The 14,621-nt window shown below is 69.3% G+C and carries 13 protein-coding genes; 9 read left to right on the top strand and 4 right to left on the bottom strand.

Features of this window, described 5'->3' with window-relative positions; genetic code table 11:
- Window positions 1–83: 83 nt before the first annotated feature.
- Genes RJ1_RS22480 through RJ1_RS22455 form a run of 6 tightly spaced genes read left to right on the top strand, consistent with a single transcriptional unit; the run spans window position 84 to window position 5,718 of the window.
- Window positions 84–1,250, top strand: coding sequence for an acyl-CoA dehydrogenase family protein (locus RJ1_RS22480; protein ID WP_073364109.1), 1,167 nt, complete (start codon window positions 84–86; stop codon window positions 1,248–1,250).
- Window positions 1,247–2,185 carry a bifunctional MaoC family dehydratase N-terminal/OB-fold nucleic acid binding domain-containing protein gene (locus tag RJ1_RS22475; protein ID WP_073364107.1) on the top strand — a complete coding sequence of 313 codons (939 nt, stop codon included), beginning with the start codon at window positions 1,247–1,249 and terminating at the stop codon, window positions 2,183–2,185. Before RJ1_RS22480 ends, RJ1_RS22475 begins: the two co-directional genes overlap by 4 nt.
- Complete coding sequence (locus RJ1_RS22470; protein ID WP_073364105.1) at window positions 2,185–3,297, top strand: acyl-CoA dehydrogenase family protein; 1,113 nt, start codon at window positions 2,185–2,187, stop codon at window positions 3,295–3,297. Before RJ1_RS22475 ends, RJ1_RS22470 begins: the two co-directional genes overlap by 1 nt.
- Window positions 3,294–3,728: a MaoC family dehydratase gene (locus tag RJ1_RS22465; protein ID WP_073364103.1), complete on the top strand. Its 435-nt coding sequence runs from the start codon at window positions 3,294–3,296 to the stop codon at window positions 3,726–3,728. Before RJ1_RS22470 ends, RJ1_RS22465 begins: the two co-directional genes overlap by 4 nt.
- On the top strand, window positions 3,725–4,903 hold the full coding sequence (locus RJ1_RS22460; protein WP_073364101.1) for a lipid-transfer protein: 1,179 nt from the start codon (window positions 3,725–3,727) through the stop codon (window positions 4,901–4,903). Before RJ1_RS22465 ends, RJ1_RS22460 begins: the two co-directional genes overlap by 4 nt.
- A gap of 2 nt (window positions 4,904–4,905) precedes the next feature.
- Window positions 4,906–5,718 (top strand): MaoC/PaaZ C-terminal domain-containing protein, encoded by an 813-nt coding sequence (locus RJ1_RS22455; protein WP_073364100.1) that lies wholly within the window; start codon window positions 4,906–4,908, stop codon window positions 5,716–5,718.
- An 80-nt stretch (window positions 5,719–5,798) separates the two neighbouring features.
- Here the strand turns inward: RJ1_RS22455 and RJ1_RS22450 are convergent, their stop codons facing one another.
- Entirely contained in the window at window positions 5,799–6,572 is a 774-nt protein-coding gene (locus tag RJ1_RS22450; RefSeq protein ID WP_073364098.1) for an SDR family oxidoreductase, read from the bottom strand.
- Between the two features lie 120 nt (window positions 6,573–6,692).
- Here RJ1_RS22450 and RJ1_RS22445 point away from each other — a divergent pair, with 120 nt between their 5' ends.
- Together RJ1_RS22445 and RJ1_RS22440 are read left to right on the top strand one after the other, a co-directional pair.
- A complete protein-coding gene (locus tag RJ1_RS22445) occupies window positions 6,693–7,454 on the top strand; it encodes an SDR family NAD(P)-dependent oxidoreductase (protein ID WP_073364096.1) in 762 nt (253 codons plus the stop codon).
- Between the two features lie 106 nt (window positions 7,455–7,560).
- Window positions 7,561–8,610: a ferredoxin--NADP reductase gene (locus tag RJ1_RS22440; protein WP_073364094.1), complete on the top strand. Its 1,050-nt coding sequence runs from the start codon at window positions 7,561–7,563 to the stop codon at window positions 8,608–8,610.
- A 10-nt stretch (window positions 8,611–8,620) separates the two neighbouring features.
- Here the strand turns inward: RJ1_RS22440 and RJ1_RS22435 are convergent, their stop codons facing one another.
- The 3 genes from RJ1_RS22435 to RJ1_RS22425 form a co-directional block, all read right to left on the bottom strand.
- Complete coding sequence (locus RJ1_RS22435; RefSeq protein ID WP_073364092.1) at window positions 8,621–9,490, bottom strand: class II glutamine amidotransferase; 870 nt, start codon at window positions 9,488–9,490, stop codon at window positions 8,621–8,623.
- A 24-nt stretch (window positions 9,491–9,514) separates the two neighbouring features.
- Entirely contained in the window at window positions 9,515–10,246 is a 732-nt protein-coding gene (locus tag RJ1_RS22430; RefSeq protein WP_073364090.1) for a flavodoxin family protein, read from the bottom strand.
- A gap of 69 nt (window positions 10,247–10,315) precedes the next feature.
- A complete protein-coding gene (locus tag RJ1_RS22425; RefSeq protein WP_073364088.1) occupies window positions 10,316–13,810 on the bottom strand; it encodes a serine/threonine-protein kinase in 3,495 nt (1,164 codons plus the stop codon).
- 102 nt (window positions 13,811–13,912) lie between these two features.
- Between RJ1_RS22425 and RJ1_RS22420 the strand changes: the two genes are divergently transcribed.
- Window positions 13,913–14,620 carry a nitroreductase gene (locus RJ1_RS22420; protein ID WP_073364086.1) on the top strand — a complete coding sequence of 236 codons (708 nt, stop codon included), beginning with the start codon at window positions 13,913–13,915 and terminating at the stop codon, window positions 14,618–14,620.
- Window position 14,621: the final 1 nt, after the last annotated feature.

Raw genomic sequence — 14,621 nt, 5'->3', positions numbered from 1 at the left:
CATCGGCAGTGGGGCGGGGGAGCGCTGGTTAGCGTCCAGAACACACGTGGCGACAGCCACACACTGGCTCGAGGAGAACGCCGATGGATCTGAAGGAATCGCCCGCGCAGCGGGAACTCCGGCGGGAGTTGCGCGCCTACTTCGCGGCGCTGCTGCCGGAAGAGAAGCGGCGCGTCGCGGGTGAGGAGGGTGTCGGCGGAGAGCACTTTCGCGACATCGTGCGACTGCTGGGCAAGGACGGCTGGCTGGGTGTCGGCTGGCCCGTGGAATACGGCGGGCAGGGACGGTCGATCGAAGACCAGTTCGTGTTCTTCGACGAGGTGCAGCGGGCCGGACTGCCGTTCCCGTTCGTCACCGTCAACACCGTCGGCCCCACCCTGATGAAGTACGGCACCGAGGAGCAGAAGGCGCGGTTCCTCCCCGGCATCCTCGCCGGCGACATCGTCTTCGCCATCGGCTACACCGAACCGGAGGCCGGCACCGACCTCGCGTCCCTGCAGACCCGGGCCGTGCGGGACGGGAACTCGTGGGTGGTGGACGGCAACAAGATCTTCACCAGCGGTGCCAACACGGCCGACTACGTGTGGCTCGCGTGCCGCACCGACGCCGACGCCCCGAAGCACAAGGGCATCTCGATCCTCATAGTTCCCACGGACGACCCCGGTTTCAGCTGGTCGCCGATCCACACCGTGGGAGGGCTGACCGTCACGTCGACGTACTACAGCGGGATCCGGGTCGCCGATCAGGACGTCGTGGGCGACGTCCACGGCGGGTGGCAGCTGATCACCGCGCAACTCAACCACGAGCGCATCGGGCTCGCGGCGCTCGGCGGACGCACGCTCGGGCTGTGGCACCAGGTCCTCGACTGGGCCCGGGAGAACGGTGCCCTCGACATCCCGTGGGTGCAGACCGATTTCGCACGCACTCACGCGAAGCTCGAGGCGATGCGACTCCTCAACTGGAAGATGACCGCGGCCGTCGCGCGGGATGCGTTGTCGGGCGCCGACGCCGGTGCCACCAAGACGTACGGCACCGAAACCCATGTCGAGGTCTACCGCACCCTGCTGGGGATCCTCGGCGCCGGCGGTCGGCTGCGTCCCGGCTCAGCGGGCGCGATCCTCGCCGGTCAGATCGAACAGATCTCCCGGCAGAGCGTGGTCAACACGTTCGGCGGCGGCGTCAACGAGGTGCTCCGCGACATGGTCGGCACCCTCGGCCTCGGCCTCGTCCGTGAGAAGAGGGTGAAATGAGCGAACTCCTCGCCCGGCTGCGCGCCTTCGAGGGACGGACGATCGTCCCCGCCACCTGGGGTCCCGATCCCGTGAACACCCCGATGATCCGGCACTGGGTCGAGTCGATGGGCGACACGAACCCCGTCTACCTCGACGAACATTCCGCACGCGCCACCGGCCGCGACGGCGCCGTGGCGCCGGCCCAGATGCTGCAGGTGTGGACGATGCGCACATTCGCCGACAAGATGTCCGGCGCCGACCCGTCGGCCGTGTGGACGGAACTGATCGACACGCTCGACGAGGCGGGATTCACGTCCGTCGTCGCCACCGATTCCGATCAGGAGTTCTTCGCCGAACTCCGCCCCGGCGACCGGGTGAACATGACCGAGGTGGTCGAGTCCGTGTCCGCGGAGAAGCGGACCGGCCTCGGCGCCGGACATTTCGTCACGACCCTCAAGACGTACCGCAACGGCGACGGTGAGATCGTCGGCACCCAGCGGTGGCGGACGCTGCGCTTCCGGCCCGCCGAAAGCCCGGCCCCGCGCGCCCTGCGTCCGCGGCCTGCGCTCAACGACGACAACGCCTTCTGGTTCGCGGCCGCGCGCGAGCACCGCCTGGTCATCCAGCGGTGCGCCTCCTGCGGTGTGCTGCGACACCCGACCGGACCGATGTGCGGGGAGTGCCGCTCCACCGAATGGGACACCGTCGACGCGTCGGGGCGGGGCACCGTCTACACGTTCGTCGTCAACCACCACCCGAAGATCGACGCCTTCGACTACCCACTGATCGTCGCGGTGATCGAACTCGAGGAGGGCACCCGGCTGATCGCCGACATGACGGGTGTCGAACCCGCGGGTGTGCACATCGGGATGCCGGTCGAACTGGACTGGATCGACGCCGACCCGGAACTGACACTTCCGGCGTTCCGGCCCGCCGCACGGGAGGAGAACTGATGGACTTCACATTCAGCGAGGAGCAGGAGGCGGTGCGCGGTCTGGCCGCGGACGTGTTCGCCGCCAGGTCGCGGCCCGAGAGGATCACGGAGGTCGAGTCCTCGGCCGAACGGATCGACCGGGAACTGTGGCGTGAACTGGCCGGCACAGGGTTGCTCGGCATCGCCCTGCCGGAGAACCTCGGGGGCGGCGGAACGGGGCTCGCCGAACTGTACGTCCTGCTCGAGGAGCAGGGCAGGCACGTGGCGCCGGTACCGGTGTGGCCGCACGTCCTCGGAGCGCTCGCGATCAGCGAGTTCGGGACGCGGCAGCAGCGGGAGGCCCTCGTGCCGTCGGCCGCCGACGGCAGCCGGATCCTCACCGTCGGGCTCGAGGAGTTCGGACCGTACGTCGCGGGCGAACCGTCGACGACGGCGATCGAGGTGGACGGTGCGTGGCAGGTGCACGGTGCCAAGGCCGCGGTCCCGGCGGCGCACGCCGCCGAGCGAGTCCTCGTCTCCGCGAACACCGACACCGGTCCGGCGTTGTTCCTGGTCGATCCGGAAGTGGCGGGAGTGACTGCCCAGCAGGCGGAGTCGACCACGCGCGAAATCTGCGCGAACCTGACCTTCGACGCCGCCCCGGCGGAACCGGTCGGTCCGGCGGACGGTACCGCGGTCCGGTGGCTGCTCGAGCGGGTGGAACTCGCGCTCGCGGCCGCGCAGCTCGGAGTGGGCGAGGGTGCCGTGCGTCAGGCCGTCACCTACCTCAACGGCCGCACCCAGTTCGGCCGCCCTCTCGCGACGTTCCAGGCCGTGACCCATCAGCTCGCGGACTGCTACATCGACCTCGAGGCCATGCGCGTCACACTGTGGCAGGCCGTCTGGCTCCTCGCGAACGGCGAGGATCCGGGAACCGCGGTGCTGGTGGCCAAGTGGTGGGCCACCGACGGCGGTCAGCGCGTGGTTCACCGCACCCAGCACGTGCACGGCGGAATCGGGGTCGACACCGACTACCCGGTGCACCGGCACCTGCTGTGGGGCAAGCAACTCGCCGCCACTCTCGGCGGCGCGAGTTCCGACCTGGCACGTCTGGGTGCGCAACTGGCGGCCGGCGTCGAGGTGGTCGCATGACCGCCGCCGTCGACACCGCCCGCGGCTACGGGGACGTCGCCGTCGGCGAGAACCTGCCGGAGCTGACGATCCCCCTGACCCGCACCCTGATCGTCGCCACCGCCCTCGCCACCCGCGACTTCCAGGACGTCCACCACGACCCGGCACTCGCGGTGGCGAGAGGGTCGAAGGATGTGTTCATGAACATCCTCACCACCAACGGGCTGGTGGGGCGGTGCGTCACCGACTGGGCCGGCCCGCGGGCGTCGCTGCGCCGGATCGCGGTGCGCCTGGGCGCACCCAACTACCCCGGCGACGTGATGACCCTGACCGGTGAGGTGATCGCGAAGGACGACGGCCTGGTGACCGTGAAGGTCCGCGGCGCGAACAGCCTCGGTGATCACGTCACGGGCACCGTCGTCGTCGCGTGGACCGCGGGAGGGAACCGATGACCAGCCCGCTGTCCGGCGCCGCCGCGATCGTCGGTATCGGCGCCACCGAATTCTCCAAGAACTCCGGGCGCAGCGAACTGCAACTGGCGTGCGAGGCGGTCGTCGCCGCGCTCGCCGACGCAGGGATCGATCCGTCGGAGGTCGACGGGCTCTCCACGTACACCGCCGAGACGAACGGTGAGGTGCTCGTCGCCCGCAACACGGGAATCGGAGAGCTGAAGTTCTTCTCCCGCATCGGGTACGGCGGCGGCGCCGCGTGCGCCACCGTCCAACAGGCGGCGATGGCCGTGGCGACGGGTATCGCGGACGTCGTCGTCTGCTACCGCGCGTTCAACGAACGGTCCGGGGTGCGGTACGGACTCGGGCAGCACGACCGCCCGATGGACAGCACCGCCGACCGGGCGGCCTACGCCTGGCTGACCCCGCAGGGGTTGTCGACGCCAGCCCAGTGGGTGGCGATGTTCGCTCGCCGGTACATGCACCGATACCGGGCCACGAGCGAGGATTTCGGCAGGGTCGCGGTGGTCGCGCGCAAGCACGCCGCCGTCAACCCCGCCGCCTGGTTCCACGGGCGGCCCATCACACTCGACGACCACCAGCAGTCGCGGTGGATCGCCGAACCACTGCACCTGCTGGACTGCTGCCAGGAAACCGACGGCGGCCAGGCCCTCGTCGTCGTCTCGGCAGAACGCGCGAAGGACCTCCCCAACACCCCGGCGATCGTCAAGGCCGCGGCGCAGGGCTCCGGCAAGGACCAGCACATGATGGCCAGCTACTACCGGCCGGACATTACCGGGATCCCCGAGATGGGACTCGTGGGCAGGCAACTCTACGGGCAGAGCGGTCTCGCGCCGGACGACATCTCCGCGGCGATCCTCTACGACCACTTCACCCCGCTGGTCCTGCCGCAACTCGAGGAACTCGGGTTCTGCGACCCCGGCGAGGCGAAGGATTTCATCCGGGACGGACACCTGGAGGTCGGCGGCCGCCTGCCGGCCAACACCCACGGCGGGCAGATCGGCGAGGCCTACCTGCACGGCGTGAACGGCATCGCGGAGGCGGTACGGCTGATCCGCCGCACGTCGACCACACAACCCGACGGCATCGGCAACGTGCTGGTGACCGCGGGCACGGCAGTACCCACCAGCGGCCTGATCCTGGGCAGAGAGGACTGATCATGACGACAACGGAACGCACGACGGCAGAGGCGTGGAGGGGCGAGGTTCTCGGCACGCGCACCGTGAGTTACGACGAGCGCGACGCCATCCTGTACGCACTGTCCGTCGGTGCGCGGGCCACCGAACTGGACCTCGTGTTCGAGGAGCGACTGCGGGTGCTGCCCACGTTCGCTCTCACCCTCGCCCAGTGGGCGCCGGACGAACTGGGGTCGCGGGGCGCGTTCGACACGAAGACGGCCCTGCACGGGTCGCAGGAGCTGACGGTGCTCGCTCCGCTCCCGCGGCGCGGCGAGATCGAGCTGTCGGCGTCGGTCGGTGAGGTGTGGGACAAGGGGTCGGCGGCCGTGTTCGACGTGCGCGTCGAATCGGAGTTCTTCGTCGCCACCTGGTCGCTGTTCGCGCCGGGCGCGGGCGGTTTCAGCGGCGACCGCGGTCCCGCGAAACCGTCCCGCCCCGAAGGCGAACCGGTCGTGCGGGGCGTTCTGCAGACGGCGGAGAACCAGGCGGCGCTGTACCGGCTGACCGGGGACCGGCACCGCATCCACATCGACCCGGCGGCGGCCGAGCGGATCGGGCAGCCGCGGCCGATCATGCACGGCCTGTGCACGCTCGCCGCGAGCGCACTGGAACTCGCGCGAGCGCTGGACGTGCACCCCGCGGACCTCGCCCGGCTCGAGGGACGCTTCGCGGCGCCCGTGTACCCGGGTGACGCGCCGTCGCTGCGGGCCTGGGGCGACGCGGGTGATGCGTCGTTCGAACTCGTCCAGGACGACCGGCCGGTGATCGTCGGCGCCCGCGCCTCGTTCGGCTGACCGCGCGTTCGTTTTCTCGCCGAATGTCACACCGGTGCAGGTGAACCGAACCGGGGTGACATTCGGCGGGGGAGGCGGGGTCAGGAACGGGTCGCGAGGTACCGCGCCGGGTATTCACCGCCGCCGTGGACGGCGAGATCGGCGCCGTTCACGTACGACGCCTGGGTGCTCGCGAGGAACAGGCAGGCGTCCGCGATGTCGGACGGCACCGCCATCCGTCCCATCGGCAGGGTCCGGGTGACGGCGGCGCCGCCGTCCTCGCCGTAGACGGAGGCCGCACTCTCGGTGCGGATGAGTCCGGTGGTGATGTGATTGATCCGCACCTTCGGAGCCCATTCGAGCGCAAGCGCTTTGGTCAGCACGAGGAGCCCCGCCTTCGCCGCACTGTAGGCGGCGGTGCCGGGTTGCGGATCGTGAGCGGAGACGCTGCCGATGTTCACGATGGCCCCGCCGTCGGACTGCTGCTGCATCACCGTGTTGGCCGCCTGGGCAACGGTGAAGGGCGCCAGCAGATTCAGTGCGATGATCTTCTCGACGAACCGCGGCGAGACGGTGGCCGCGTCAGCGTCGGGTGAGCCGCCCGCGTTGTTGACGAGAACGTCGAGGCGGCCGTACCGGGTAACGGCGTCGTCGATCAGTGCGGTCGCGTCGGCCGGATCGCGGACATCGGTGGCCAGGAACGCGGCGGTGCGGTCACCGTGCGCGGGCAGGGAGTCCGGCGTGGAGCGGCCACAGACGAGCACGTTCGCGCCCGCGGCGAGAAACGACTCGGCGACGACGAAACCGATGCCCTTGGTTCCGCCGGTCACGACGACGGTGCGGCCACTGAAATCGAGAGGAGGGAGGTGTGTCACGGGAAGCCTTCGGAGTGAGGGAGCGCGAGGATGCCTGGCGCTCGAATTGATCGCATGAAAGCGGCACTGGGCCAGAAACAAGCAAATGCTTGGTTTGATAGTAGGCGAACGGGAGTGGACATGGGCAAGCTCGACGGCAAGGCCGCGTTGATCACGGGTGCGGGGCAGGGGATCGGGCAGGGAATCGCCACCGCCCTCGCCAAGGAGGGCGTGGCGATCGCCGTCGCCGGGCGGACCGAGTCGAAACTGCACACCACGTGCCGGCTGCTCGCGGGATTCGGTGCCCGCAGTGAGCCGGTCGTGTGCGACGTCAGCAGGCGCGAGGACATCGCGGCCGCGGTCGAGCGGACGGTGGACGTGTTCGGCGGCGTCGACATCCTGGTGAACAACGCCAACGACTGCACACCGGGACCGATCCTGTCGGTAGTCGACGAGGAGTACGAGCGGTCCTTCGCCACCGGGCCGCTCGCGACTCTGCGCATGATGCAGTCGTGTCACCCGCACATGAAGGCGCGGGGCGGTGGCGTCATTGTCAACCTCGTCACGTCGGCGGCGGTGCGCTGGGACGCGAGCAACTACGGCGCGTACGGCTCGATCAAGGAGGGGATGCGCTCGCTGACCAGGGCGGCGGCGTGCGAATGGGGCCGGGACGGAATCCGGGTGCTGTCCGTCGCCCCGCACGCGAAGAGTCCGGCGCTCGAGCGGTGGATGGACACCAATCCGGACGAGGCGGCGGAATTCGTGGCGGGCATTCCGCTCGGCCGGGTCGGCGACGCCGAATCCGACATCGGACGGGCCGTCGTCTTCCTCGTCGGCGAGGACGCCGGCTACCTCACCGGGGCGACCATTCCCCTGGACGGCGGACAGTCCCGGTGGGGATGACGGCGAACTTCGGGGTCCCGCCCAGCGGGAAGGCCTGCGGCGGGCGCCGCCGAACTGCACTAGTTTCGGCAGGATCGAGTTACCGTACCGAGAGGGCACCGTCGCGATGACGACCGTTGAAACACCGCGCAGTTCGCGATCAGTAGTGGTCACCGTGGCCGCCGTCGTGGAGGAGACGTCCGACGCCCGGTCGCTGGTCTTCGACGTCCCGGACGAGCGCCGCCACGAATTCGCGTACAAGCCCGGACAGTTCCTGACCCTGCGTATCCCGAGTGACCGGACCGGATCCGTCGCCCGGTGTTACTCCCTGGCCAGTTCGCCGTTCACCGACGCCCTGCCGAAGGTGACGATCAAACGCACCGCCGGAGGCTACGGTTCGCACTGGCTGTGCGACAACGTCGGCGTCGGCGACCGGATCGAGGTTCTGCCGCCCGCCGGGGTGTTCACACCGGCCAGTCTGGACGAAGACCTGATCCTGTTCGCGGCGGGCAGCGGAATCACCCCGGTGATGTCGATTCTCAAGTCGGCGCTCAGCGAGGGTGGCGGGAAAGTTGTTCTCGTCTACGCCAATCGGGACGAGACGTCGATCATCTTCGCCGGGGAGTTGCGGGAGCTCGCGGCCCGCCATGACGACCGGCTGACCGTCGTGCACTGGCTCGAGAGCGTGCAGGGTCTGCCGACGCCGCGGCAGTTGGCCACTCTGTCGGACCGGTTCCGGAACCACCGGGCCTACCTCTGCGGACCGCGACCCTTCATGGACGCGATCCACGAGGCGCTCGCCCTCGCGGGGACGCCGCGCGACCGGGTGCACGCCGAGGTGTTCACGTCGCTGTCCGGCGACCCGTTCGCCGACGTCGTCGTCGGCGCACTGCCGGACACGGGGGAGGCGTCGACGGTGGAGGTGCAACTCGACGGCGAAGCGCACAACATGAGCTGGCCACGGACCGCGACGCTCGTCGACGTGATGCTCTCGAAGGGACTCGACGTCCCGTACTCCTGCCGCGAAGGCGAATGTGGTTCCTGCGCATGCACGGTGGTGGAGGGTGAGGTGGACATGGAGAACGCGTCGATCCTCGATCCCGAGGACCTTGCGAGCGGCTACATCCTCGCGTGCCAGGCGCGTCCCGTCTCCGAGCACGTGCGGGTGGAGTTCTGACCGGGGTGGGCTACTTCTCCGTCTGCGATGCCGCGGCGCGGGCGCCCAGATCGGCCAGACGGATCGGGTAGCGCGGGGGCCGATCGACGATCACTTCACGAGTGACACCGAGGTCGCGGTCGACGTGGAGCAGTTCGCCCGAGTGCAGCGGCGTCCAGCCCGGATCCTCGTCCATCTGCTCACTGGCGACCACCACCGCGGGATGCTCGGCGAGATGTTCGGACCTGGCCCGGATCCTGCCGGGGGTGCTCGCGTGCTGGAGGTGACGGCCACCGCTCGGACCGCCGGCGCGCCGCTCGAGAAAGAGAAGGTCGTGGGTGTCGGGGTAGCGCAGCGCCCACAATTCGCCGGGCGAGGTGAGCAGGACGTTGAGGGCGTAGATCGGCACGTTGTCGGCCAGCCAGTTGGCGGCCGCGGTGATGCCGGCGGTGACGTCGCCGCCGTTCCGGCCGATCTCGCGGGTCACGAGCGCGAAAACGCGTTCGGAATCGGTGTCGCCCTGAACGAGACTCAGATCGGTGCCCAGTTCGGCCTCGAGCTTCGGTAGACCCTCGACCACGCCGTTGTGGGCGAACACGCGGCCCGCCTGCGCGAACGGGTGGGTGTTTTGCGGGAGCAGTTCACCCGTGGTCGCGAAACGGATGTGCGCGACGAACGTGGCCGAGTACCGATGCTTCGCCTCCTGCGCGAACTCCGCGTCCTCGTACGCCGCGAGAGGCTGCTTCTCCACCACGGGAGTGCCGTCCTCCGCGAACGTGCCGAGACCGGTGCCGTCGGGTTCCTTGTGGCTCTGCTGCGACAGACTGTCCGGTGCGTCGAGCAGCCAGAACGAGGCGCGGACGCGGTGAGGGGCGGCGGACAACCCGAACAATCGGCACATGACGTTTCCTCTCGGTCGGACGGATCAGCGGTAGTCCGGGTTGGCGAAGTCGGGGCGGCACCCCGCGTCCCACTCCGAACGCTGATTCCCGTACGAGGGGAACCCGCCGGCCGCTTTCAGCATCGCGGCCGTGTGCATCAGGTTGTACGTCATGAACGTGGTGTTGCGATTGGTGAAATCGTTCTCGGGACCACCCGACCCCTCGTCGAGGTACGACGGGCCGGGGCCGGCCTCGCCGATCCACCCGGCGTCCGCCTGCGGTGGGATCACGTATCCGAGATGCTGCAGGCTGTACAGAATGTTCATCGCGCAATGCTTGACACCGTCCTCGTTCCCGGTGATCAGGCAGCCACCCGTGCGCCCGTAGTAGGCGTACTGGCCGTGATCGTTGAGCAGCGACGAGCAACCGTACAGTCGCTCGATCACCCGCTTGGTGACGGAACCGTTGTCGCCCAGCCAGATCGGACCGGCGAGGACGAGGATGTCGGCGTCCAGGACTCGCTGGAACAGCTGGGGCCATTCGTCGCTCGGCCATCCGTGCTCGGTCATGTCGGGGTAGACGCCGGTCGCGATGTCGTGGTCGACCGCCCGGATCTGGTCGACCGTGACCCCTTCCTTCTCCATCAGGCCGACGCTGCGGTCGATCAGACCCTGGGTGTTGCTCACGTCGGGAGAACGCTTCAACGTGCAGTTGACGAACAGGGCGCGCAGACCGCCGAACCGCGGCGTCCCGTCCTGCGGCGATGGATCGGTCATGAGTCCTCCCACGAAAGAGTCCGGAAGTCCACGATAGGCCGCGGCGGTTCCTCCTCGTGGCAGAAGTGTCTAGCTCTCGATCGGCGTCGCAGTCGCCAGTGCAGCGGCCAGGAACTCCGCCGGGACGTCCGGCCAGCCGGACTGCCAGCGGCCGGCACGCCGATCCTCGAGGAGTGCCGTCAGCACCGGCACCATCCGCGGTCCGCCGTCGATCAGGTAGCGCACGAAGCCTATTCGCGCGCAGGTCGCGGCGATCGACGCCAGCACCGGCTTCGCCTCCTCGATCCGGCCCGCCGCCACCAGGCAGGCGACGAGTAGGCGGTTGGCCTGCATGGCCGCCCGCGGCCTGCTCTCCTGCTCGACCCGGCGCACCCACTCCGCCGCGCGGCGGCACGCGGCATCGGGCTCGACGGCCGACTGCTTCCGGATCTCGGTGGCGTCGTCGAGTTGCGCGACGATCTCGGCGAATCCGAAATCGGGTACCCGGGTGGCCTTTCCCTCCGGGGCGGGGGGCTGAGGCGACGCGGGCAGACCGAGTCGGACCCGTTCGTTCTCCACCCGGGCCCGCAGCCGGGGCAGTCCCAGCGTCGCCGCCGCCGACGCGCCCTCGTCGAGGTGGCGGGCAGCGGACTCCAGGTCGCGGCGTTCCGCCTTCAGCCGCGCGCCCGTCACGAAGCGGGCGATCATGAAATCGACGATGCCGGCCTCCGGCCCGAGTTCGTAGCTTTCGTCGAGGAGTCGCTCGGCTTCGTCGAGACGGCCCAATTCGTACATCAGCTCGCCCAGGAGCGCTCCCGCGAGACGGGCGGCGTGCGAATGCGGACCGGTCGCTTTCGTCGCGGTCTGCACGGCGAGCCGGAAATTGTCCTCGGCCGCGGTGATGTCGAGTTGCTCCATGGCGGCGATCCCGGCGAAGCAGTACCCGTACATCCTGCTGAACGGTCCGACGGTCCGCTGGTGATACCCGGCCGCCCACTCCTGCAGGCGACGGGCCTCGACGAAATCGAACTGGGCGATCGCGACCGCGGACGCGAGATTGGACCCCGCCGAGACCACCCACGCGCGTAGGGTTTCCGGCCGGGCCAGGCATTCCGCGATCAGATCGGGGACGCCGGCGACGCGATCGGACGACACGGCGATCACCGCGCGGACAATGTCGGCCTCCACCCGGATGTCCGCCTGCTCGGATTCGCTCAGCGCCGAGGACTCGAGCGCCGACGTCACCAGCGAGAGCGCCCGCAGCGTCGGCGCCACCCGCTGCAGGAGAATGTTCGCCCACGCGACTGCGATCTGGATGCGGGGACTGGACTCGATCAGCGGCCGCGGCAACTTGTCGACGAGACCGAGGAGCGCCACCATCCGCGAGTGCTCCACCAGGTACATGCCCTGCTCCTCGACCACCGCGACGGCCATGTCGCGGTCGCCCGCCGCCAGCGCGTGATCGACTGCGTCGCTGACATAGTGGCGCTCGGCGAACCAGTGCGCGGCCGCACGGTGCAGATCTTCCACGCGGGACGGGTGATCACGTTCGAGGCGCCGGCGGAGATACTCGGCGAACAGGTGGTGGTACTCGAACCACTCCCGGTCCTCGTCGAGACTGCGCAGGAACAGGTCGCGGGATTCGACCTGTTCGAGCAGGGCCTGACCGCGGGTCACGTTCGCCAGGACGCAGGCGAGGTCGCCGCAGACCCGTTCGGTGACGGACGTGGCCAGCATGAAGTCGAGCAGTGCGGGTTCGAGGGTGCTGAGGACGTTCTCCGCGAGGTACTCGCCGATCGCGTGATGGCGCCCCGACATGTGCCGGATGAGGTCGCCCGGGTCGGCGCGATCCCGCAGCGACAACGACGCCAGCTGCAGCGCCGCCACCCAGCCGTCGGTGGTCTCCTCCAGGGCTTCCACGTCGGAGTCGTCCAGGTGGAGTCCGCCCAGGTCGACCAGGAACCTCTGCGATTCGGTGAGGTCGAAACGCAAAGCCACGGAGTCGATTTCGACGAGCTCGTCCCGCACCCGCATCTTGGCCAGCGGAAGCCCCGCCTGGCTTCGGCTGCTCACCACCATCTGCAGGTGGTGACAGCCGTTCTCGAGGATGAAGTCCATCGCGGCGACCGTGTCCGGCGACGTGACACGATGCCAGTCGTCGATCATCACCACCACGTGGCGCCGGCTGTCGTGGACCTGGTTCACCAGCGACGTCAGAACGTACCGTTCCGCTTCGGCCCCGTTCTCGTCGAGTGCCTGCCCCAGCTCGTCCGCGAGGGTCGGCTCCGCCCGGCGGATCGCCTCGACCAGATGGGACAGGAACCACACGACGTTGTTGTCGTCGTTGTCCACCGTCAGCCACGCGACGGCGGCGCCGTCCTCCATCAGGACGTCGCGCCACTGCGCTGCCACCGTGCTCTTCCCGAAGCCGGCGGGAGCGTGGATGAGGGTCAGCCGTCTGCGCTGACCCAGCCGGAGCATCTCGAGCAGGCGGGTGCGCTCCACCAGCGAACGCATCGGGGTCGGGGGTCGGAAGCGAGCGGCGGCACTCGGCGGGGTGGCGCCCGACCGCCGGCGATAGCTGCGACTGTGCCCGGACGACGACTGCGTGGTCGGAGCCGAGGTGTGCTCGGTACGTGGAAACTCGTCGGCCGCGGCCGGGAGCGCCATCTCGTCGACGTCGAGCCCGTGCCTGCGTTCGACGTCGCGGAGTTCCTGACCGAACTCGGCCGCCGAGCCCGGGCGGTCGGCCGGGTCCTCGGACATGGCCCGTTCGATGGCGGCGCACACGTCGTCGGGAATGTCCTCACCCCGCAGGTCCGGAACGGGTTGCGTGGCGATCCGGAGGAACTGGGCGACGAGCCGCTCGCCGCTCCGCCGCTCGAACGCGGCATGCCCGGTGAGCAGGCAGAACAGGGCTGCACCCAGGCTGTAGATGTCGGACGACGGCGACGGTGCGTCACCCCGCAGGACCTCCGGCGCCGTGAACGCCGGTGAACCGGTGATCATGCTCGACGTCGTCTCGAACCCACCGGAGACGCGCGCGATGCCGAAGTCCGTGAGCTGCGGTTCGCCGTACCCGGTCAGCAGGATGTTCGCCGGCTTCACATCCCGGTGCAAGGTGCCGAGCCGGTGCGCCGTCTCGAGGGCACCGGCGAGCTTCACCCCGACGCGCAGCGTCTCGCTCCACGGCAGCGGCCCCTCACGGCGAATCCAGGCGTCCAGCGAATTGCGCGCGTGGTACGGCATCACGATGTACGGCCGGCCGCTCCGCGTCACCCCGGACTGCAGGATGTCGACCACGTGCGGATGACCCGACAATTTTCCCATCGCACGCTGTTCCCGCAGGAAACGTTCCCGGTCCTCGCCCTCCAGATCGGAGGACAGCACCTTGATCGCGACCGTGCGGTCGAGGGCCGTCTGAAGGCAGCGGTAGACGACCCCGAACCCTCCCCGGCCGATCTCACGAGCGTCGTCGAACCCTTCCGCCGACAGCTCCGCGACGATGTCGGTCACGACGATCCGCTTGGTAGCCTGCGGATCCGAGTCGGTCGGCCCGGAACTGCTCTCCGGGGGTCGTGGCACACTCAATCCAATCACCTTCTCGGTGCACTGACGCCAGCATATCGCGGTCGCACGACACCGAGAGCGTGTTCGAGAACGAGTAGACCCGAGGAGAATTCGACGGTGACGGACAGCGGCATTGCCACGGCGGACACAAGCAGGGCCGAGCAGACCCTGGCCCAGCTCCTCGACGCGCGAATCAGCTGCAGGGCCTACCTGCCGACGCAGGTACCGCGTGAGGTGATCGAGCGGATCCTCCAGCTCGCCCAGCAGACGCCGTCGTGGTGCAACACGCAGCCGTGGCAGGTCGCGATCACCGAGGGAGAGGGCACCGAGCGGTTCCGCGCCGGGTTGGCGCAGTACGTGCGCACCCACCCGCAGGAGTCCGACTTCGACTTCCCACGCGAGTACACGGGCGAGCACAAGCTGCGCCGCCGGGAATGCGCGATGCAGCTGTACTCCAGCGTCGGCATCGCGGCCGGCGACCGCGCCGCCTCGGCGGAGCAGACGCTCAAGAACTTCGACCTCTTCGGGGCGCCGCACGTCGCGATCGTCACCACCCACGAAGCGCTCGGCACGTACGGCGCCGTGGACTGCGGGCTGTACGTCGACACGTTCCTCCTCGCCGCACAGAGCCTCGGAGTCGCGACCATTCCGCAGGCCGCTCTCGCGGGAAGTGCACGGTTCATCCACGAATTCTTCGGACTCGACGAGGATCGCCGCGTGGTCTGCGCCATCTCCTTCGGCTACCCCGACACGGACAACCCCGTCAACGGATTCCGCACCCACCGCGAATCCGTCGCCGACGTCGCGCAGTGGGTGTCCGAGTAGC

Origin of the sequence: Rhodococcus jostii NBRC 16295, assembly GCF_001894825.1 — a bacterium.
In the GTDB taxonomy this organism is placed as follows: Bacteria; Actinomycetota; Actinomycetes; order Mycobacteriales; family Mycobacteriaceae; genus Rhodococcus_F; species Rhodococcus_F jostii.
Note: the sequence above shows the minus strand (reverse complement) of the source record. Positions and strands in the feature narration are given on the sequence as shown.

What these genes read in the sequence shown, in the direction of transcription:
- RJ1_RS22460 (WP_073364101.1), top strand. Translation starts at nt 3,725, where the DNA reads ATGACCAGCCCGCTGTCCGGCGCCGCCGCGATCGTCGGTATCGGCGCC.
- RJ1_RS22455 (WP_073364100.1), top strand. Translation starts at nt 4,906, where the DNA reads ATGACGACAACGGAACGCACGACGGCAGAGGCGTGGAGGGGCGAGGTT.
- RJ1_RS22475 (WP_073364107.1), top strand. Translation starts at nt 1,247, where the DNA reads ATGAGCGAACTCCTCGCCCGGCTGCGCGCCTTCGAGGGACGGACGATC.
- RJ1_RS22480 (WP_073364109.1), top strand. Translation starts at nt 84, where the DNA reads ATGGATCTGAAGGAATCGCCCGCGCAGCGGGAACTCCGGCGGGAGTTG.
- RJ1_RS22470 (WP_073364105.1), top strand. Translation starts at nt 2,185, where the DNA reads ATGGACTTCACATTCAGCGAGGAGCAGGAGGCGGTGCGCGGTCTGGCC.
- RJ1_RS22465 (WP_073364103.1), top strand. Translation starts at nt 3,294, where the DNA reads ATGACCGCCGCCGTCGACACCGCCCGCGGCTACGGGGACGTCGCCGTC.
- RJ1_RS22430 (WP_073364090.1), bottom strand. Translation starts at nt 10,246, where the DNA reads ATGACCGATCCATCGCCGCAGGACGGGACGCCGCGGTTCGGCGGTCTG.
- RJ1_RS22435 (WP_073364092.1), bottom strand. Translation starts at nt 9,490, where the DNA reads ATGTGCCGATTGTTCGGGTTGTCCGCCGCCCCTCACCGCGTCCGCGCC.
- RJ1_RS22440 (WP_073364094.1), top strand. Translation starts at nt 7,561, where the DNA reads ATGACGACCGTTGAAACACCGCGCAGTTCGCGATCAGTAGTGGTCACC.
- RJ1_RS22445 (WP_073364096.1), top strand. Translation starts at nt 6,693, where the DNA reads ATGGGCAAGCTCGACGGCAAGGCCGCGTTGATCACGGGTGCGGGGCAG.